The following is a 17,466-nucleotide window of genomic DNA, read 5'->3' as shown; positions in this document are numbered from 1 at the left end:
TATAAGCGCAGAGCCAAATCCGGATGGCCAGAGAACGAAGCGGTTGTAGCAAGTGCTGTAAGGGCCGAACGCACCCGGCAGATCGCGCCGTGGTGCTCCAGATCATAGGACCCAGAAAATGCCGTTGAGAACACGCCAGTCGATCACCCGACGAGCGGCATGTTGGGCAACATCGGCTTGATGGCAGCCCATTCGTGGTCGGCGGGTTCAAGTGCATGATTCGAAGCTGCCCAGTTTGGGAGTTTGAATCACAGAGCTCTGGCTAACTTCAACGCGTGGCAAAAGCCAGCTAACCCGGTTGAAATTGATCCGAAGCGGACTTGAACGCATGGATTAAGAGTATTTCTTATTTCAACTGCGTGGCTGGAACAACTCCACCGCGCTGTGCTATAACCCAAGGCCTCACACGTAGCTTCTTCGAGCGAACCCCCGCGTTCTTCAGTAATCCATGCCTCCCATGCCGCCGCCAGGCATGGCTGGCGTTTCCTTCTTCGGATGTTCGGTGATCGTCGCCTCGGTAGTCACGATCAAGCCCGCGATCGACGCCGCGTCCTGGAGGGCCGTGCGGACGACCTTGGTCGGATCGATGATGCCGAGCTTGACCAGATCGCCATATTCCCCGGTCTGCGCATCGTAGCCGTAGTTATATTCCTTGGCTTCGAGCAGCTTGCCCACCACCACGGCGCCGTCCGCGCCGGCGTTGTCAACGATCTGGCGTGCCGGCGTTTGGATCGCTTTTCGGACGATGTCGACCCCGGTCTTCTGATCGTGGTTTTCGACCTCAAGGTTTTCGAGGGCCGGGATGGCACGGAGCAAGGCGACGCCCCCACCGGGAGAAATGCCTTCCTCCACGGCCGCACGGGTGGCGTTGAGTGCGTCGTCCACCCGATCTTTCTTCTCTTTAACCTCGACCTCGGTCGCGCCGCCAACGCGGATCACCGCGACGCCGCCGGCGAGTTTGGCCAAACGCTCCTGGAGCTTTTCGCGATCATAGTCCGAGGTGGTCTCTTCCACCTGCGCCTTGATCTGGCTAATGCGTGCTTCAATGTCCTTCTTTTCGCCGGCGCCATCGATGATCGTGGTCGCTTCCTTGTCGATGTGCACCCGCTTGGCGCGGCCGAGCATCTGCAGAGTCACATTTTCCAGCTTGATGCCAAGTTCTTCCGAAATCAATTGTCCGGAAGTTAGGATCGCAATGTCTTCCAGCATGGCCTTGCGGCGGTCACCAAAGCCTGGCGCCTTGACTGCTGCGACCTTCAAGCCGCCGCGCAGCTTGTTGACCACGAGCGTGGCGAGCGCCTCTCCCTCGACGTCCTCGGCGATGATGAGAAGCGGCTTCCCGCTCTGCACCGACGCCTCGAGAATCGGTAGCAAGGCCTGCAGCGAAGATAGCTTCTTCTCGTGAATGAGAATGTATGGGTCTTCGAGCTCGGCGATCATCTTCTCGGCGTTGGTGATGAAATAGGGGGAGAGATAGCCGCGATCGAATTGCATGCCTTCGACAATCTCGGTCTCGGTCACGAGGTTTTTGGCCTCCTCGACCGTGATGACGCCCTCGTTGCCGACCTTTTGCATCGCCTTGGCGATTTCTTCCCCGATAAACTGATCGCCATTGGCCGAAATTTTGCCGATCTGAGCGATCTCCTCGTTCGATGAGACTTTCTTCGAGTTCTTCTTGAGATCGGCGACGATCGCTTCCACGGCGAGGTCGATACCGCGCTTCAAGTCCATCGGATTGAGCCCGGCCGCCACGGCCTTCGCGCCTTCGCGCCTTCGCGGGCGATGGAGGAAGTGAGCACGGTCGCGGTGGTGGTGCCGTCACCGGCGGCGTCGTGCTGCTTCGAAGCGACTTCACGCACGAGCTGAGCGCCAAGGTTCTCGAACTTGTCGGACAGTTCGATTTCCTTGGCAACAGTCACGCCGTCCTTACTGATGCGCGGCGCACCATAGGATTTTTCGATGACGACATTGCGGCCCTTTGGGCCGAGAGTCACCTTCACCGCATTATTGAGAATCTCGACGCCGCGCAGGATGCGGTCGCGCGCGTCAGTGGAAAAACGGATGTCTTTGGCAGCCATTGTCATTCACCTTCTAAGAGGGAAACCGGTGCGAACTCGCCGTCGGGTCAGTCGACGACGCCCAGGAAGTCGCTTTCCTTCATGATGAGCAGGTCATCGCGATCGATCTTGACCTCGGTGCCGGACCATTTTCGGAAGAGGATGCGGTCGCCAGCCTTAACATGGCGTTTTCTTCCTGTTCTGGGCCGCCAGCTTCACTGAAATGGTGTTCCTGCAGCCAGGCGAAAAACCTATGGAACTCCTCCGTATCGACCGGCCAATGCCAGTTAGAGCACCCGTGCAATCTGTCAAGTCTCTGACCTTTAGACTCAGCCTTGTAAAATTTGAGATCGTTCTGAGCCCAGTGTGCCGGAAACACGGCCACCGGCGGTTCGGCCATATCGCAATCGCCGGTCTTCTTGCCACCGTCGCCACCATATTCCGGAGCAAGCTCCAACTTCATTCGATCCGGATCGAAAAAGCATTGCGGCCAGCCGTACCAAGCGCCGTTTTTGACGATCAGCACTTCCTCGGACGGAAGCCCAACAAAACGGCCTGAAGTGTCGAAGTCTAATCCCTCGGGGTTTCTGATGCCGCCGACAAAACGCTCCTTGGCCGAGAAGACCTGACCGGCTTTGTTCGCGTCGCATTTCCAAATCCCGGCACAAAAGGATGCATTGGATTGTCGCCTATACGTTCGCAGGGGCAATGCCAAAACCCGCGACGAGAATTCCACCCTCATGGGACGCATCGTTGCCGTAGTAATACGCTACTCCACTCCACGTGTTCGCGAAGACCGGCAAGCCGAGGGGCGAGTCCGATGTTGTCGGGCAAATATTGTGTCGCAGAAGCCATTTGGGAGCGTGATGCTGGTTGACCCGCCGGGGCACGACGTCGTTGCCTTGTGTGCCCGGGTCTCAGCAAAGCCCCAAGTTGCGCCCAGTTAAGCCGCGATAGCACCCGCGACGAGGGCCGAAACAGTGCCACCATTTTTTTAACCGACAACCCGCATCACTTTTCTCTCGAAATTCCGGAACATGAGTGCCATCAGCTGACGCTATAGCCAACGACAGGAAGCCTGGGCCATTAGTTCCCGATAGCCACCGGCAGGATTTCGAACGGAAGATGCGGCGGACCATTGTCTTTCTCACCGAAGAGATGTGACAGTTGTCCTTCGGCGACCCACGCCGTGCCACCCACCTTCGCAACGGCGGTCGGCTCTTTGAGCCCATCCTCGAGCGTCTCGATGGTAGCCTTATCGCCAAGCACGGTGACGCGATCGAGCGAGCCGCTGCCCTCTGCCATCAGGAAGCTATCGCCGTTGACCTGCCGTAGGCCATCCGGCAGTTTCAGTGGACGTGACGTTGCAATCTTTGTGACGGCGCCTGGCATACCGCCCTTGACCTCGACACGGAAGAATTCACCGCCGTTGAAAGTATTGACGTAGATATTGCCATCGCCGCCAAAGGCAATCCCATCTAAGCCGGCACCGCTCGGAGGTTGAAACTGTTGATCTTCGACCCAAACTTCGAGAGCTTTTCTACCTGGTTTCAGTTGCAGGATTTGGGGAGTGAGGGAATTCGTGACGTATACCGTTCCGTTGCTGGCAACGGTCATGTCGTTGCAGAGGTTATTTTTGCCAGGGAATTGTGCGCTGATCTTGCCTTCGCCCGTCGCCAGATCGAAGCCCATAAGGTGACTGTCCGTCGCAGCACCTGGGCCAGCGACGCCCAGACTCGACACATCATTCGAACAGACCCATAGGGTGTTTGATTTGGCATCGGCAAAGACTCCAAATGTCGAGCGGCTTTCGAAGGCTCCTGGCGCGATCCACGCCTCGGCTTTAGATGCGCCGGGCTTGACCCGGGCGATGCCGCCCGAGGCAAGGCTGCTCATATACAAAGTACCGTCTGGGCCAGCCGTGATGCTTTCCGTGAACGCGCGATCGCCAGGAACTGCAATGGCCTTAAGCTCTTCGGCGTCCAGATGGGGGGCGCATACGGTGAAGGTGACGGCTATCGCGAGTAGCGCGCTGATCCATCGAGCTTTCTGCATGTCGTTCGATCCACTCTGTTGTCGTTATGATTGAACTAAAACTGCGAAGTTCGAGTCCACGACGACGTTCCGTCGTCGCAAAGAGTGCCTTCCCTTCACCGGCGATCAGCGGATAAACTATAGGCCGGAGTTCATCCTCAAGCCCGGCATCGATTAAACACGCCGTAGTTCGAGCACCCCCAATGAGAATATGTCTTTGCCAGCTGCTACTTGAGGGCAGCGATTTCTTCGAGTCATGGGACGAAACTCGTCCTCGGCCAGAGAGCCGAAGTCAGGGTGCTCGATAGCACGTAATGCGGGGTCCACGCGGCGAAACTGGCCCATTCGATCTCAGGCGGCGAGATGATGCTGAACCGGCGGTTACTAAACCGAAGGTACTGGACGAAATCGGCGCCAGTGCTAGACTTTCAAGATGGCTGATAGAAGAAAAACAATCACGCTGGGAATTGCCGGGGCGGTTGCGGTACTTACCGCATTCGTGAGTGCCGCTTGGATTGCGATACTGATGTGGGTGCTAGCGGCATTCTTGATAGCGTGGGGCCTGCAACCCAAGTCCACGGAGACCCCCTATGGCAATTACATTCTCAGGGTGTTGACTAAACTAGACATCATGCTCTCCGGCCGGAGTTGAGGGAGCCCTAAAGACGGCTTCTCTTGTTTTTTGAGGCGACCATGTCAGCTCACACGTTCGAGGTGCTCTCACGAGCCCACAATGAAATTGTGGTGTGCCACGCGGCAGAGGGTCACCGCTTCAAGTTTTTTGTCATCACGAATGCTCATGGCAAGAAAGTCTTATCTGACTCGGTCGAAGTTGTTGCTAAAGAAGGCGCTGCCCATACGCCAGAGTTTTTTTCCGGCAGTGCTCGCGCTTTCGCCATCACGGTGGCCCATCGGGCTCACGCAATTGATTGAATTCATCCGAGCCGGGATGCGTCCGTCGCTTATGCTGGCAGTTAGAGAGGGCATCCTGTCCAGCGCACCCTCGTCGAGTTCTCCCACTCAATGAACCGTGGGATAATCCTACCCGTTGCCTTCGATTTACTGTTGATTGTGGAATGGCGAACCGAAGGAGTTCCCATGACCAAGGAAACCAAGATTAAGGAGCAGAAGAAGGCCGAAGAGGATGCAAACCTCGACGAGGCCCTTGCTGAAACCTTTCCGGCTAGCGACCCGCCCTCGATGATTCAGCCCCGAACCAGGGCGGATGTGCAGCAGAAACAAGCGAGGAGACATTCGAAGGGGGAACTGTCGCCCGCAAAATCACGAATCATCAGTAACCTAATGCGCATGAAGCGGCGCCCCCTTAACAGGGGGCGCGGATGAAGCGGTTTTGTGACAATCTAACCTAGTAGGTACGGTTAAGGTAGGCGTCGCATCGGCGCCCGAGCATCGATGAGGCCCTTTTGCCGCACCAGCTTCGCGAAGGATTATGAGAGAGGGCAAAGCAATGATCCATTCATCGCGCCGGGATCGCAAGGCTAAGGCGATGGCAGAAGTGCTGGGAATGATCGCTAATGCACACTCGCCGCTAGCCCCGTATCGGCCACGTCACGTCCTCGAGCAGGATGAACGGTTGTTCGAAACCGCTGCCGAATTTTGCGCGGCTTTGGAAGAATATGCCGAGCGCGCAATGCAGCTTAAGAAAGTGAGCCACTGATAGGCGTAAGGCACCTGGGCGAAATCGATTCGGCCGGAGGCGACAAGCCCAAGAGCGTATAGCTCTGTGACCTGGTCTCAAGCCTCCAACATCGGAAGGGCTGGCTCGTTCTCAGCCCTAACAGCTGCGACGATTTCTATCTTTTCCATCAGCCGAGCATAAAATCGCCAGCTACCACCCCCTTTCGAGTGCGGGAGGTTCACGCCTCAGGCGCTGAAAGAAGCGTGTAAGAAGCCGCTTTACGGCTGTCAAAGTCATTCTTGGGAGGCGTGTCCCGGGACTTAAACGGTTGTGTTCTGAACTCCGGCCCCGAGTGATGATCCAGGTTGCGCTCTGTTATGCGGTCCCCTACCCGTGCCTCGTGCAAGCAGCGATAGAAGTCCCTCACTGTCGCTCGGGAGGATTCGTGGCAATGACAAGGATACACCCATCCCTTCGTTCTTGAACGGCCGTGCACCGGCGTGAACGCGCGTGGACGAACGTGTAGCGACGAAGCTGTAACCGGCGTGTAACCGCGAACGATTGGTCACGCGGATAGAGCATCCGTCTGTCGAAGCGTGAGGAGATATCCCCGGGCTTGCGGCGCTTCTTCAGCGTCTCGGTCTTCCTCTTGTGCGTCAAATGACATAGCTCAAGTTGGACCTGTTCAATGGGGGAGGATCATCACTAGGGGCCGATCGGGCGATCTTTTGTCTTTTGTTTTCCGCTGATAAAGTCCGAGGCATGAGAAAACTAATTTGTCTCTTGGTCGTCGCCCTTCATCTATCGGGATGTGGTCTGAATTATCACTTCTGTCCTTCTGGTCAGGAGCACGATCCCTCACGTCCGTTTGCGTCGTGCCGGCCTACGACGACTCAGGGCGCAAACGAACGATAAACGGACGCCGCGCCCGAGGCATCTTCCCAGATCTCCCATTATCAAACCGGGCCTCGGACTAAAATTGACCCTGGATCATTTTTTTCGGGCGTGCAGACCTGCCGAAGGACCACCGGATTTCCGGTCATCGGGGCGATCCTGACGAGATATGCTCGCCGCGAGTTCTTCTCACCATGATGCTCAACACAGGAGTCTACCATGAAGGTTGCAGGATCAACCGCCTTGGTGACGGGTGCCAACCGAGGCCTCGGCCTCGCCTTTGCCAAAGTGCTTGTGGAAATGGAGGCGACGAAGGTCTATGCTGCGGCGCGCAATCCGGAGGCGGTTACCCTATTGGGCGTCGTGCCGCTGAAACTGGACGTCACTAGTGACGAAGACGCCGTCGCTGCGGCGCGTGTAGCTGGGAACATCAACCTGCTCATCAACAATGCCGGCATCGCTAGGCCCGGCGGCTTTCTCGCCGATGGGGCGGTCGAGGCCGCGCGAGAGCAGTTTGAGGTGAACTTCGTCGGGCCGCTGCGCATGGCGCGTGCCTTCGCGCCCGTCCTGGCGAAGAACGGCGGCGGCGCGATCATCAACGTACTTTCCGTAGCAAGCTAGGTGCATCGCGGTCTTTCGGCGGATCTCCCGGTCTATTTCCAAAGCACCGCCGCGCTTCGGTCGCGCGCGGGCCTGCCGACTCACTGAGCCGGCGAACTGTCGCCTCAACCGTCGGCTGTATGCATGATCAGCCTTTGGACCATTCCTGATGTCGGCTTCTGGCGCATCGCGTCATTCCGTTGCTGGGCAGTAATTACGTCGGTTTGGGAGCCAATCGGACATCGACTTTGGTGGGTCATCCGGATTTATGGGTGCACGCCTTAATTCACGAGCGCTAGCCGCGGAGTTGCTTGACTATATGCTATCATGGAAAAGTCGGGGCCTCACGTGCTCGGAAGAGCCGCGAAGAACGCGGCGGCCTCGGATGCCTTCGAAGCGGCGGTGAAGATCTCCTTCAGCGCGACGCTCGTCGGTGATGCGAAGATCGGCGTTTCCGCCGGCGTGCTCTTCCGGGTGCTGATGAAGGCTTCGCGTGGGGGAAGCTGAATGCTGTCCGTCGAGGGACGAGAGAACGCCCGGCTGCCGCCATGATGGATAGTTACGCCGGTCGCGGCGACGAAAGCCTCGGCCTGCTCGATCGGCGTGATGTCCGTCGCGGGCAGGGGGTCGATGACCGGAACCTGATAGCCATCCACCTGTTCGGCGGCGAAGACCGGCGTTGCGCGGGCGAAGAGGCGGGTGGCCGTCTCGGCGTCACCGCTCTCAGGATCCGCGGCGAATTCAAGCTCCTTGTAGAAGACGACGAAGGCGGCTTTCTCGCCCTTTCGTACTTGAGCGCCGGCCTCTGTCCATTGCTTGTATGTGCCCAAGGTGCCGGAGCTGTAACCGAATTCCTCGGCATAGGCCCAGAGCGCCACGACATTGACGCCGCGATAGGCTTTCTTCGACGCAATGTTGACAGGGCGCATAATGCTGCTGGCGGAGCGATGCCAGGGCAGGCGGAAGTCTCCCGCGCCGCGCTCGATCGCGGCGACGATCTTGTCGGTGATGTGCTGGTGAATATCGAAGCGTTCTTTGGTCATGGCGGTTCCCCTTTGTTTGCGGGCCGCACGATTGCGGCCTCGTGGGGCAAAAGGGACCGGGACCATTGAGAAGAGGGATCAAACGCCGCGCCGCCGGTCGAAGGCAGGGGGCGCGCCGCGAAGCGGGCGGAGCTGCACAACCTCGGACTTGATCCGGGGCGGAAGCGAGCCGCGTTGATCCGGAGGCGGGACCGGTCATCTTGGCCCACATGAGAGGCCGCCTGCGGACCGCCTTGGTGGCGGGAAGCGTCATGCCAAGGGCGCTCTGTTCGACCGGCATCGAAGCTCATGGGCGTAGCGCCGGATGGGCAGCGGGCAGAGGTAGACCACCCGATTCAAGGCTTGAATAATGGTAACCTTTATGTTACCTTATGGTGTGCTTGAACTGCGCTACTACCTGGCCGTCGATGGGAAAAGCCCGTTCGAAGAATGGTTCTCCGGCCTGGATGCCGCAGCGGGGGCGAAAGTGTCCGTGGCCCTCGCGCGGGTGGAGCAAGGCAATCTCTCGAACGCCAAAGGCGTGGGCGAGGGGCTGCTCGAGTACCGGATCAATTGGGGGCCGGGATATAGGGTATATTTCGGGCGCGACGGCGAGGTGCTGGTAATCCTGCTGACCGGCGGCACCAAGAAGCGCCAGCAACGCGACATCGAACAGGCGAAGGCCTTGTGGGCGGATTACAAGCGTCGGCGAAAACCGCCGGCGCGATGACGATCAACGGAGGCAAAAGATGGCACTGACACGAAGTTTCAAAGAGCTGGTGCAGAAGCGGATTGCAAGCGATCCCGCCTTCGGTGACGCGTTGCTGCGCGAAGGCATCGACACCATGCTCGCCGGCGATATTGACACCGGCAAGTCAATCCTCCGCGACTATATCAAGGCGACCGTCGGCTTCGAGAAGCTCGGCGAGGTAACCGGCACGCAGCCGAAAAGCCTTATCCGCATGTTCGGCCCGCGGGGCAATCCGCAGGCCCGCAATCTTTTCGGCATCATTGGCTACCTGCAGAAACAGGCGGGCGTCGAGCTCCACGTGAAGTAGGGTAACAACAAACCCGTGCTTAATCCAGCACCGCGTTTTCCCCTACACAAGTATGGAGTGCGGGGGCGGGGATGATACTCACCTCGCCAGGCGGTCCTGAAGGCGCTGCTTGGCGGTTTTCTCGCCCCAGCCATCGTCCTCTTCCTCGTCAGCAAGTTTCGCCCATAGCATGATCAGGGCGAAGCCGTTCTGTTGGAAAAACACCTGCTCATAGAGCCCCGGCGGAGGCTTGCCCCAATCGGATTCGAGCCAAGCTTCTGCGCGAGCCTCCGCAATGGATGACGGATAGTTCAGCTCTCGCCCTGCGCGAAACAACAGGGAATTCGCTGGCATTGGAGCGCCGGTGGTCACACCCAGCCGCGGAAAGCGAGCGATGTCCCGGTAGACCTTGTCAATCTTGCCATCCTTCGCCACCACGACGGCCACAGGTTCTTCACTGTATTGAGCGTAGGCGCGGGCGGCAGCTTCCTTGCTAACATCAAAGAGCCCCGCCAGCGTAACGATCTGGGCGAGATCGGGTTCGCGGAACTTTGCCAATTCCGCCCGCCAGAGCGGGGGCGGCATCAGAATTAAGGCCGCAAATTCGTTGGCCTCGACCTCCATTCGGATGGCACCGCCTTTTTCCTTGTCGGTCCAGCGCCGCATGTCGGTGCGGGAACATTGAAATCCTCCCGCCGGCGGCTTGTGTGTAGTCATGAGAAAGTGCCCCAATTCGTGTCCGATAGTGAAGCGCCGGCGGCCGCGCCGCGCGGCGTGGTTGACCAAAATGAACCCGCTACTGCGTGCGTCGTCCGTTATCAATCCGCCCTCAAATCCGTCGGCGAATAGGTCGCGGATTTCGGCAATGTCGAGCTGATGCGCGAGTTGCTCTATCGGCACCGGAAGAGTGAGCGCGGGTTCTGCCTTGAGTATTTTTCCAACCAGGCCCATCGGTGACCCGGTCCCATCGAGATCCATCCGGGTCACCTGCATGACTTAGCTCTCCCGCTTCCTAAAATGGTCCATCATCGACTGGATCGCTTTTCTGTCGTCTTCCGAAAGTTCCTTGAGCTCGCGGTACATGGCGACCAGTTGCGGCTCCTCGTCGACGCCATTGGGGTTTTCGCCGATGAGATCAGCGACGCTGACGTTGAAGCATTTCGCCAGCTTGGTCAGCAGTTCTATGGACGGATTCTTCGCCCGCGCCGACTCCAGATCCCAGACATGAGCCTTCGAGGCTCCGATTTCATCGGCGACATCCTGCAGGGACTTCCGCGTTTTTATCCTCAATTCTTTCAGCCTCGCCGCCAGCGCCATGCACACACCTCCCGCCGCTCCTCCATTGGGTGGGCAAAGTCGCCAACCCACCATCCATACAAAATCATACCAGAATAGTTGACTCAATGGCAAATTGTATGGTTTAATCTATACGAAATCGTCTAGGTTGTCCCTGGCGAAGGTCGCATAGGCCAAATCCACCAGGAATAAGGTGTCAACCGACGAAAGGTAGAATTATGAACGAGACCGAACACACAGATCACATCCGCATCCACGTCGACCGTGAGCCTTATTACTCGCCCGACCCGACGACAGGCGCGGCACTCTACGCGCTGGGTGGCGTCCCCGAGCACCACGATCTCTTCCGCGAGGTGAGCGGCGACGGGGAGGACGAGCTGATCGAGCGGCATGCGCGCGATGTGCGGTTGAAGCTGGACGAACATTTCTACAGTCAAAAGGTCTTCACCATTATCGTGGATACGGAGGCCAAGGAGGTCGCTAAGAATCGCCTGACTTTCGACGACGTGGTCAAGCTGGCGTTCGAGACGCCGCCATCTGGCCCCGATATCCTAATCACGGTCGATTACGGCATGGGCCCACCGGAGAACCCGCATGGATCGCTCCGTAAGGGTCAGTCGGTGCGCATCAAGAATGGCATGGTATTCGATGTCTCAGCGACCGATCGATCGTAGCCCCGATCTTAAGCGTCTCCGCGACGAGGGTTACAACCTTCAAGTCGTGGAGGCCTATTTGGTCGTGTGGGACATCCCCTATCTCGCCGCGAAGGACGAGATCAAACGTGGCATCTTGGTTTGCGTATTGTCCTTGGCAAACGACATCGCGACCCCGCCTGGTGATCACACTGCTAACTTCATCGGCGCATATCCGTGCCACGCCGACGGCTCGCAGATAACCCAGATCGTCAACTCGGAGAACAACCTCAAGGTCAGCGACGAGTTGACAACAAACTTCTACCTATCGGCCAAGCCACAACCGAGCGGCCGGTACGAGAATTTCTACGACAAGGTCACGACCTACGTCCGCCTAATCAGCGGGCCAGCGCAGGAAGTCGACCAGGATGTCACGGCCAATACGTTTACCCTGGTGAGGGATGATGAGCACGACGAGATTTTCAACTACTTCGACACGGCTTCAAGCCGCGCCGACATCGTCGAGGTCAATCGGAAGATGTGCCTCGGGCGCGTAGCGATTCTCGGCCACGGAGGAACCGGTGGATATATTCTTGACTATGTGGCGAAGGTGCCGGTTCGGGAAATCCACCTCTTCGACGGCGATCTATTCCTGCAACACAACGCCTTCCGGGCACCCGGTGCGCCATCGGGTGATGAACTAGAGAAGCAACCCTATAAGGTCGACCATTTTTACGACATCTATTCAAAGATGCGCAAGGGGATCGTGCCGCATCGCGAGTTCATGTCCGCGGAAAACCTGCACCTGCTAGAGGGGATGAACTTCGTCTTCATCAGCATGGAAGCCGGTACCGTGAAGAAGGCAGTGATCGAGAAGCTTCTTCAACTGAACATTCCGTTTGTCGAGGTCGGCATGGGGGTCTATCTGCGCAACAACGTGCTGGGTGGCCTCCTCCGGACAACGGCCGCCACCGCCAAGAATAGTGATCATCTTTGGGGACGGATATCGTTGTCGGATGGAGGCGTGAAAAACGAATACGATAAAAATATCCAGATCGCTGAACTGAACGCGCTGCACGCCGCATTTGCCGTGATTAAATGGAAGAAGATTTTCGGCTTCTACGATGATCGGCGCGGCGAACATTACAGCACCTACGCCATCGGTCGAAATGACACAAACAATGAGGACGCTGCATGAAGCATCCGCGCCAGATCGCCTTCGAGTTTGTCAACGTTGTCCCTGCGACGCGCGAGGATGGGAAGCTTTACATCTCGATCAAATACCGGACAGCCATTCACAGCTGTTTCTGCGGTTGTGGAATGAAGGGGGTGACACCCTCCGGCCGACCGGCTGGCGGCTAACCTATGACGGCGAAACGGTGTTGCTCTGCCCGTCAATCGGCAATTGGAGCTTCAAGTGCCGCTCGCACTATTGGATCGAGAACAGTCGAGCGATCCCGGCCGGCTCGATGTCGCAGACCGAGATTGAAGCCGGACGGCAGCGTGATCGCACGACAAAAGACGCCTACCTGGGCCGCGCGGCACCGACTGCTCCGGTCGCGTTCCCGGGCGGCACGCCTGGGAAGAAGCGAAGATTGATAGACTGGCTGCTTGGGCGGGGCTAGCTGCGAGTGGGTATTCGAATCTCGTAGGCCTAACGGCGACCTCTCACGAATGTCTCGGTGTTGGGCGGTACAAACGAATAGGGGGCTGGGATTGGGGGAGGCAAAGCGACACGCAAGAATGCGCACGGCGGCGGCATCATTTTGCCGGCCAATGAGCCGACACCGCTTCAATCTTTATGCTATCGGAACACGACGTTCCAAACTTTACAGAATATTCGATGAGGTGTCGTGGTGGTCTTCCCCAGACGAACGGATCATAGCATCCGCAGGACGTGATCTGATCGATAGCGATTATAGCTGGGCTATGCTGGTTCGGGACGCTATTGGACGATTTCGCGCTGCGAAGGTCGATTGTAGTTATCCCTCTTTATCTGCTGCCGAGAAAGCTTTGTGGAAAGTGATGAACGACACGCAGCAGACGGAAGATTTGGTCGAACTTGGCAAGCAGGGTGATGAGACGAATGCGCCGACTGATTTGCTGCGGCTTCCAACTGACTTTGATCCCGCACAACTACATCCGTACTTTCGCGTCCTTCTCGAGGATCGCTCACGCGCGCCAGCGCGCGCTGTGATTAAAGAGATCGGGCCATGGCTGACACCTAACGATCCCCACATGGTCGAAGAGTTTCAGCGCAAGGCTTTCGATCAACGGCTGTGGGAAATCTACCTATGGGCCGCTTTGCGCGAATTCGGCCTCGACGTCGAGCAACTAGAGGCACCTGATTTCAGATGCAGGGGGCCAGGAGTCGATTTTACGGTGGAAGCTACCACAGCTGCTCCTTCAACAATGGGCCCCTTGGCTGAACATCCTGATCCCAAAACGCAGGAGGAAATTAGAGCCTTCCTCTACGATTACATGCCAATGAAATATGGCTCTGCGCTCTCTTCCAAATTGCGCAGGACGAATAAGGATGGCCTGCATTATTGGGAGCGGGAAGAAAGCAAGAACAAGCCATTTCTCCTTGCAATCGCCGACTTCCACAAACCAGCAGACAGCGACAAGTTGGGCTCGATGACCTACACACAATCGGCCCTATGGCAGTATCTCTATGGTCAACGGGTCCACTGGACGTTTGAGGACGGTAAGCTTGTCGTCAATGCACGGAAAATCGAGGATCATCGATACGGCGAGAAGGTCGTCCCATCGGGCTTTTTTGATGATCCGCTTGCGGCGAATATCTCTGCTGTTCTGTTTTCCAATGCTGGCACGTTATCAAAGTTCGATCGCATGGGGATCGTAGCAGGCTTTGCCGTACCGGGAGATAGTTACTACCGGATCGGCATGAAGGTGGATCCCGACCCTAATGCGGCAATTGGCATTCCGTTTAGCGCAGATGTCACCGCCCCAAATAATGAAGAGTTCTGGACCGAAGAAATTCAGGTATTCCATAATCCTAATGCCAAGTATCCACTGCCATTTGAGGTCTTGCTTGGCGCCACACACCACTTCATCAAAGAAGGTCGGCTGAGATCGTGGGGACCCATGGGATCGATCCTGACCTCCTACTCTATGATTTTCAGACCTCGGTTCGACGGGGATGCTGAGGCACCTGAGATTTGAAGGTTGCCCGTCACAATCTAATCCGCTCCACCTCGTCCACCATTGGCAGGTCAGTGGTGACGCTCAATGGCGTGACTTGAGTTAGAATTTTAGTGTAACATAAGGGACGTTACGTTTCGGTATCGTCGTCCTCAATCATGGCCGAGCTGCTGACGCCATACGTTGATGACAGCGCCCGCGGCCGGTTCACTGCATCTGGTCGAGCATGTCCGAGAATGCCGCTTTCAGCTTGAGGGCCTTCTTGATTTCATCGCAACTCACGTAGGGATGCTCGCTGTATTCGAGAAAGCTCGGCCATTGGTGGTCGCGGAAAAACTTGACGATGGACGCAGGATTTGTCGCGTAGTCAGCCGGCCAGCCCTCGAGGGCCTCAAAGGCCGACTTGATGCCCGTCTTCCCGAACAGGACAGAGGCGTCTTCGCAGTATTTGTCGAAGTCGGTGTCGAAGATGCCCTGATACATCATGTAGCTCTCACCCTTGATGGTGAAGATCACCCATCTCAGGTAATGCGCTTTGAGTATGGCGAGGGTGGTGGGATCGTCTGCGATTGCTTTCTCTATGACCTTGGCATGGTTGTATATGTGCTCTTCCATTCCGGGGATGACCTTCGCGATGACGCTGAAGCCGTAGCACGCCGGAGTCTGGGGAAAGATCGGGACGTATCTGCCTTGCTTAACTTCACCCTCGAAGAAGCCCCCTTTGGGGATCGCCATGGCGGCGGGCTTCGTCCAGTCTTCCTGCTTCGACCTGTCTGACATGGGATTGTTCCTTTCCTGTAATGGTTGCGGAGGACAGGATGGGCTTCGGGGAACCCGTCCACCGAAGCTTTAGTGTAGGGGGCAGGTCCCCGCGTCTATGCTTCATAGCCTGATCCTCTCCACCTCGTCCTGCGTAAGCCGCCCCTTCGTCCGGTCGTAAAGCTTCGTCGTGCGCGGGCTTTCATGCGCCACCATTTCCTGGGCGTGCTCCAGCGCGCCGCCATTAGCAAGGTACGCCGTGATGCCGGTCGCCCGAAACGAGTGATTGCCGATCGGCGCGTGAATGCCGACCGCGGCGGCGCATCATGAGCCAAGCATCCGGCTGCGTCATTGGGTCATCGGAAAGGGCGGTCGCCGCGTGGCCGCGCGATGTCCGGAACAACCAGCCTTTGCGGTCCTCGGCGATGCCGGCCGCGTCGATATAGGCGCGCAGCGCCTCGGCGAGCGAGTGATGACAGGGCATGACGTGATGCTTGCCACCTTTCTCGTGCAATCGAAGTTCCCACCCGGCACCTTTCGGGCGGAGGTCTTCGACCTTCATTTTCAGCGCCGCGCCAATGCGCGCGAAGGAATAAGTGAGGGTGGCAATCAGCGCCCTATCCCGCAGATCCCGTACCGTGTCTGTCGGGATCGCGGCGAGCAGTTTTCGCCACTCCTTGCCGTCGAGCACCGGCGTCTTGCCGGTTTTCACCACGTGCTTCGGGCCGCGCACGGCCGAAGCCGGGTTTGCCGGCACCACCTGGCCGGTGATGAGCCAATCGAACAGCATCCGCACGGCGGCGAGCTGCTGCTTCACGCCTGGCGCCGAATGGGTCTGCTGAAGCGTCTCGATATAGGTGGCGACATCGAACGGCCGGATCGTCGTCAGCGTCAGCCCGCGGCCTTCGCACCAGGCGAAGAATTGACTACAGGCCCGCGCGTAAGCCCGGCGCGTGTTCGGGTTTGGTGAAGAATTCGATGTAGCGCCAGGCGGCCGGCTCGCCGGCGCCGGCAATCAGGGCCGGCACCAGGTGGGCTTTGACTTGTCCGGCAATTTACCGTACATTGTGGCAAGAAAGAGAGGGTGCATGATGACCCAGGAATCGAACCGCACGGCCCGCATCGAAGCGCGTATAGCGCCCGATGCGCTCGCCGTCGTCAAACGCGCCGCCGAAATCACCGGTCGCAGCGTCAGCGATTTCGTTGTCGCCGCCGCGCAGGACGCCGCCAACCGTACGATCGAGGAGACGCAAATCATCCGCCTCTCGGTCGAGGATCAACGCGCCTTTGCGGAAGCGATCCTTAATCCTCCCAATCCGACACCGGCCCTCCGCCGCGCCTTTCGCCGTCACCGTGAATTGATTCACGAGTCGCGGTGAAGGGCGGCTTTGTCATTGAGCCGCTCGGCGCGCATGATCGCTCGGCCTTCTCCTGCGGCGCGGCACCGCTTGACCGATATCTCCGCGAGCAAGCCTCACAAGATGTGAAGAGGCTCATGGCAAGTTGCTTCGTCGCAGAGGAACGGGCGACGAGCGCGATTGCCGGTTACTACACGCTCGCGGCGACGAGCGTTCCGGCAACTGATCTGCCGCCGGACGTGGTGAAACGCCTCCCCCGCTACCCGCTCTTGCCGGCAGCGCTCGTCGGTCGCCTGGCGGTCGATCAACGCTTTCATCGTAAGGGACTCGGTGGTGCTCTGCTTGCCGATGCGGCGCTTCGCGTGCTCAAAGGCGATACGAAGGCGTTCGCGCTCATAGTCGAAGCGAAGGACGAGAACGCCATTACCTTTTACCGGCTCCAAGGATTCCATCCGTTCGCCAGTCGTCCCCTGTCGCTGTTCCTGCCTATTGAAACCGGCAAGATAGCAGCGGCTGGGCACGAACACGCCGAGGCAAAGAAGTGAGTGCGCATGATGTGGAAAAGAAATGAGCACCCCGAAATGCCGCCATGCGCCTCGGTCTTAATCGAATCCGACGTGTTGAACAGAACCGGCATCACCGTACCGGCCAAGGACTGGAAAGCTTTCAAAGCTTGGATTAATCGCCCCGCCGAGACGATTCCAGCACTCATCGAACTCGCGCGTCGCCGCAATTTTCCAAGCTAAAACATATACTAACAGCAGAAGAACAACCCGCTTTGAAAGCGAGTTGTCGATTTCACCGCACGCCAATTATGGTCTGCACCACTTATCCGGCGTTCCCCCCGTCGTATTGCGGACGCGTTCGACCATCGGCGTGGCCTTGGGGTTTAACTCCTTGGCTCGTGCGATCGCTTCCGCCTGCGTCGGTGCAACAGCGCTGGCTCTCTACGATTCTGGCTTACGAACCGCGT

General features: G+C 58.0%; 19 protein-coding genes and 3 pseudogenes. 13 read left to right on the top strand and 9 right to left on the bottom strand.

Translation table 11 applies throughout. The features are described 5' to 3' along the window. Nucleotides 1-27: 27 nt before the first annotated feature. The 4 genes and pseudogenes from QEV83_RS06955 to QEV83_RS06940 all read right to left on the bottom strand — a co-directional run. A pseudogene (locus QEV83_RS06955) lies at nucleotides 28-173 on the bottom strand (transposase); the annotation flags it as partial. 265 nt (nucleotides 174-438) lie between these two features. Then, a pseudogene (groL, locus tag QEV83_RS06950) lies at nucleotides 439-2,078 on the bottom strand (chaperonin GroEL). A gap of 47 nt (nucleotides 2,079-2,125) precedes the next feature. Further along, a pseudogene (locus QEV83_RS06945) lies at nucleotides 2,126-2,239 on the bottom strand (co-chaperone GroES); the annotation flags it as partial. 904 nt (nucleotides 2,240-3,143) lie between these two features. Then, a complete protein-coding gene (locus QEV83_RS06940) occupies nucleotides 3,144-4,112 on the bottom strand; it encodes a hypothetical protein (protein ID WP_280130483.1) in 969 nt (322 codons plus the stop codon). Between the two features lie 654 nt (nucleotides 4,113-4,766). Between QEV83_RS06940 and QEV83_RS06935 the strand changes: the two genes are divergently transcribed. The 4 genes from QEV83_RS06935 (at nucleotide 4,767) to QEV83_RS06920 (ending at nucleotide 7,245) form a co-directional block, all read left to right on the top strand. Further along, nucleotides 4,767-5,024: a hypothetical protein gene (locus tag QEV83_RS06935; RefSeq protein ID WP_280130482.1), complete on the top strand. Its 258-nt coding sequence runs from the start codon at nucleotides 4,767-4,769 to the stop codon at nucleotides 5,022-5,024. 165 nt (nucleotides 5,025-5,189) lie between these two features. After that, entirely contained in the window at nucleotides 5,190-5,435 is a 246-nt protein-coding gene (locus QEV83_RS06930) for a hypothetical protein (RefSeq protein WP_280130481.1), read from the top strand. Nucleotides 5,436-5,559: 124 nt separating this feature from the next. Next, on the top strand, nucleotides 5,560-5,769 hold the full coding sequence (locus tag QEV83_RS06925) for a hypothetical protein (protein ID WP_280130480.1): 210 nt from the start codon (nucleotides 5,560-5,562) through the stop codon (nucleotides 5,767-5,769). Between the two features lie 1,074 nt (nucleotides 5,770-6,843). Beyond that, nucleotides 6,844-7,245 (top strand): SDR family NAD(P)-dependent oxidoreductase, encoded by a 402-nt coding sequence (locus QEV83_RS06920; RefSeq protein ID WP_280130479.1) that lies wholly within the window; start codon nucleotides 6,844-6,846, stop codon nucleotides 7,243-7,245. A 323-nt stretch (nucleotides 7,246-7,568) separates the two neighbouring features. Here the strand turns inward: QEV83_RS06920 and QEV83_RS06915 are convergent, their stop codons facing one another. Next, on the bottom strand, nucleotides 7,569-8,267 hold the full coding sequence (locus tag QEV83_RS06915; protein ID WP_280130478.1) for an ArdC-like ssDNA-binding domain-containing protein: 699 nt from the start codon (nucleotides 8,265-8,267) through the stop codon (nucleotides 7,569-7,571). 349 nt (nucleotides 8,268-8,616) lie between these two features. Between QEV83_RS06915 and QEV83_RS06910 the strand changes: the two genes are divergently transcribed. After that, nucleotides 8,617-8,976, top strand: coding sequence for a type II toxin-antitoxin system RelE/ParE family toxin (locus tag QEV83_RS06910; RefSeq protein WP_280130477.1), 360 nt, complete (start codon nucleotides 8,617-8,619; stop codon nucleotides 8,974-8,976). 19 nt (nucleotides 8,977-8,995) lie between these two features. Next, on the top strand, nucleotides 8,996-9,304 hold the full coding sequence (locus QEV83_RS06905) for a transcriptional regulator (protein WP_280130476.1): 309 nt from the start codon (nucleotides 8,996-8,998) through the stop codon (nucleotides 9,302-9,304). A gap of 78 nt (nucleotides 9,305-9,382) precedes the next feature. On the opposite strand, the gene QEV83_RS06900 is transcribed toward QEV83_RS06905, so the two are convergent. Further along, complete coding sequence (locus tag QEV83_RS06900; RefSeq protein ID WP_280130475.1) at nucleotides 9,383-10,276, bottom strand: ImmA/IrrE family metallo-endopeptidase; 894 nt, start codon at nucleotides 10,274-10,276, stop codon at nucleotides 9,383-9,385. A 3-nt stretch (nucleotides 10,277-10,279) separates the two neighbouring features. Next, nucleotides 10,280-10,600, bottom strand: a complete 321-nt coding sequence (locus QEV83_RS06895; protein WP_280130474.1) for a helix-turn-helix transcriptional regulator — start codon at nucleotides 10,598-10,600, stop codon at nucleotides 10,280-10,282. A 197-nt stretch (nucleotides 10,601-10,797) separates the two neighbouring features. Between QEV83_RS06895 and QEV83_RS06890 the strand changes: the two genes are divergently transcribed. The 4 genes from QEV83_RS06890 (at nucleotide 10,798) to QEV83_RS06875 (ending at nucleotide 14,397) form a co-directional block, all read left to right on the top strand. Next, nucleotides 10,798-11,253: a multiubiquitin domain-containing protein gene (locus QEV83_RS06890; protein WP_280130473.1), complete on the top strand. Its 456-nt coding sequence runs from the start codon at nucleotides 10,798-10,800 to the stop codon at nucleotides 11,251-11,253. Then, on the top strand, nucleotides 11,228-12,409 hold the full coding sequence (locus QEV83_RS06885; RefSeq protein ID WP_280130472.1) for a ThiF family adenylyltransferase: 1,182 nt from the start codon (nucleotides 11,228-11,230) through the stop codon (nucleotides 12,407-12,409). Before QEV83_RS06890 ends, QEV83_RS06885 begins: the two co-directional genes overlap by 26 nt. Beyond that, the gene (locus QEV83_RS06880; RefSeq protein WP_280130471.1) at nucleotides 12,406-12,573 is read left to right on the top strand and encodes a DUF6527 family protein; all 168 of its coding nucleotides are present in this window, start codon (nucleotides 12,406-12,408) and stop codon (nucleotides 12,571-12,573) included. Before QEV83_RS06885 ends, QEV83_RS06880 begins: the two co-directional genes overlap by 4 nt. Nucleotides 12,574-12,954: 381 nt before the next feature. After that, nucleotides 12,955-14,397: a hypothetical protein gene (locus tag QEV83_RS06875; protein ID WP_280130470.1), complete on the top strand. Its 1,443-nt coding sequence runs from the start codon at nucleotides 12,955-12,957 to the stop codon at nucleotides 14,395-14,397. 186 nt (nucleotides 14,398-14,583) lie between these two features. On the opposite strand, the gene QEV83_RS06870 is transcribed toward QEV83_RS06875, so the two are convergent. After that, on the bottom strand, nucleotides 14,584-15,156 hold the full coding sequence (locus QEV83_RS06870) for a hypothetical protein (protein ID WP_280130469.1): 573 nt from the start codon (nucleotides 15,154-15,156) through the stop codon (nucleotides 14,584-14,586). 223 nt (nucleotides 15,157-15,379) lie between these two features. Then, on the bottom strand, nucleotides 15,380-16,150 hold the full coding sequence (locus tag QEV83_RS06865; protein ID WP_280130468.1) for a tyrosine-type recombinase/integrase: 771 nt from the start codon (nucleotides 16,148-16,150) through the stop codon (nucleotides 15,380-15,382). Between the two features lie 76 nt (nucleotides 16,151-16,226). On the opposite strand from QEV83_RS06865, the gene QEV83_RS06860 reads away from it, so the two are divergent. The 3 genes from QEV83_RS06860 to QEV83_RS06850 are packed head-to-tail and all read left to right on the top strand — an operon-like array spanning nucleotide 16,227 to nucleotide 17,239. Next, complete coding sequence (locus QEV83_RS06860; protein ID WP_280130990.1) at nucleotides 16,227-16,514, top strand: DUF1778 domain-containing protein; 288 nt, start codon at nucleotides 16,227-16,229, stop codon at nucleotides 16,512-16,514. Continuing rightward, nucleotides 16,511-17,038, top strand: a complete 528-nt coding sequence (locus QEV83_RS06855) for a GNAT family N-acetyltransferase (protein WP_280130467.1) — start codon at nucleotides 16,511-16,513, stop codon at nucleotides 17,036-17,038. Before QEV83_RS06860 ends, QEV83_RS06855 begins: the two co-directional genes overlap by 4 nt. Before the next feature lie 6 nt (nucleotides 17,039-17,044). Continuing rightward, a complete protein-coding gene (locus QEV83_RS06850; RefSeq protein WP_280130466.1) occupies nucleotides 17,045-17,239 on the top strand; it encodes a hypothetical protein in 195 nt (64 codons plus the stop codon). Nucleotides 17,240-17,466 lie beyond the last annotated feature (227 nt).

The sequence above is a fragment of the Methylocapsa sp. D3K7 genome, assembly GCF_029855125.1.
Classification (GTDB): Bacteria; Pseudomonadota; Alphaproteobacteria; order Rhizobiales; family Beijerinckiaceae; genus Methylocapsa.
The sequence above is the reverse complement of the archived record's forward strand: the minus strand, read 5'-3'. Positions and strand labels throughout refer to the sequence as shown.

What these genes read in the sequence shown, in the direction of transcription:
- QEV83_RS06860 (WP_280130990.1), top strand. Translation starts at nt 16,227, where the DNA reads ATGACCCAGGAATCGAACCGCACGGCCCGCATCGAAGCGCGTATAGCG.
- QEV83_RS06900 (WP_280130475.1), bottom strand. Translation starts at nt 10,276, where the DNA reads ATGCAGGTGACCCGGATGGATCTCGATGGGACCGGGTCACCGATGGGC.
- QEV83_RS06915 (WP_280130478.1), bottom strand. Translation starts at nt 8,267, where the DNA reads ATGACCAAAGAACGCTTCGATATTCACCAGCACATCACCGACAAGATC.
- QEV83_RS06920 (WP_280130479.1), top strand. Translation starts at nt 6,844, where the DNA reads ATGAAGGTTGCAGGATCAACCGCCTTGGTGACGGGTGCCAACCGAGGC.
- QEV83_RS06930 (WP_280130481.1), top strand. Translation starts at nt 5,190, where the DNA reads ATGACCAAGGAAACCAAGATTAAGGAGCAGAAGAAGGCCGAAGAGGAT.
- QEV83_RS06890 (WP_280130473.1), top strand. Translation starts at nt 10,798, where the DNA reads ATGAACGAGACCGAACACACAGATCACATCCGCATCCACGTCGACCGT.
- QEV83_RS06910 (WP_280130477.1), top strand. Translation starts at nt 8,617, where the DNA reads ATGGTAACCTTTATGTTACCTTATGGTGTGCTTGAACTGCGCTACTAC.
- QEV83_RS06885 (WP_280130472.1), top strand. Translation starts at nt 11,228, where the DNA reads ATGTCTCAGCGACCGATCGATCGTAGCCCCGATCTTAAGCGTCTCCGC.
- QEV83_RS06870 (WP_280130469.1), bottom strand. Translation starts at nt 15,156, where the DNA reads ATGTCAGACAGGTCGAAGCAGGAAGACTGGACGAAGCCCGCCGCCATG.
- QEV83_RS06905 (WP_280130476.1), top strand. Translation starts at nt 8,996, where the DNA reads ATGGCACTGACACGAAGTTTCAAAGAGCTGGTGCAGAAGCGGATTGCA.
- QEV83_RS06940 (WP_280130483.1), bottom strand. Translation starts at nt 4,112, where the DNA reads ATGCAGAAAGCTCGATGGATCAGCGCGCTACTCGCGATAGCCGTCACC.
- QEV83_RS06925 (WP_280130480.1), top strand. Translation starts at nt 5,560, where the DNA reads ATGATCCATTCATCGCGCCGGGATCGCAAGGCTAAGGCGATGGCAGAA.
- QEV83_RS06875 (WP_280130470.1), top strand. Translation starts at nt 12,955, where the DNA reads ATGCGCACGGCGGCGGCATCATTTTGCCGGCCAATGAGCCGACACCGC.
- QEV83_RS06880 (WP_280130471.1), top strand. Translation starts at nt 12,406, where the DNA reads ATGAAGCATCCGCGCCAGATCGCCTTCGAGTTTGTCAACGTTGTCCCT.
- QEV83_RS06850 (WP_280130466.1), top strand. Translation starts at nt 17,045, where the DNA reads ATGATGTGGAAAAGAAATGAGCACCCCGAAATGCCGCCATGCGCCTCG.
- QEV83_RS06895 (WP_280130474.1), bottom strand. Translation starts at nt 10,600, where the DNA reads ATGGCGCTGGCGGCGAGGCTGAAAGAATTGAGGATAAAAACGCGGAAG.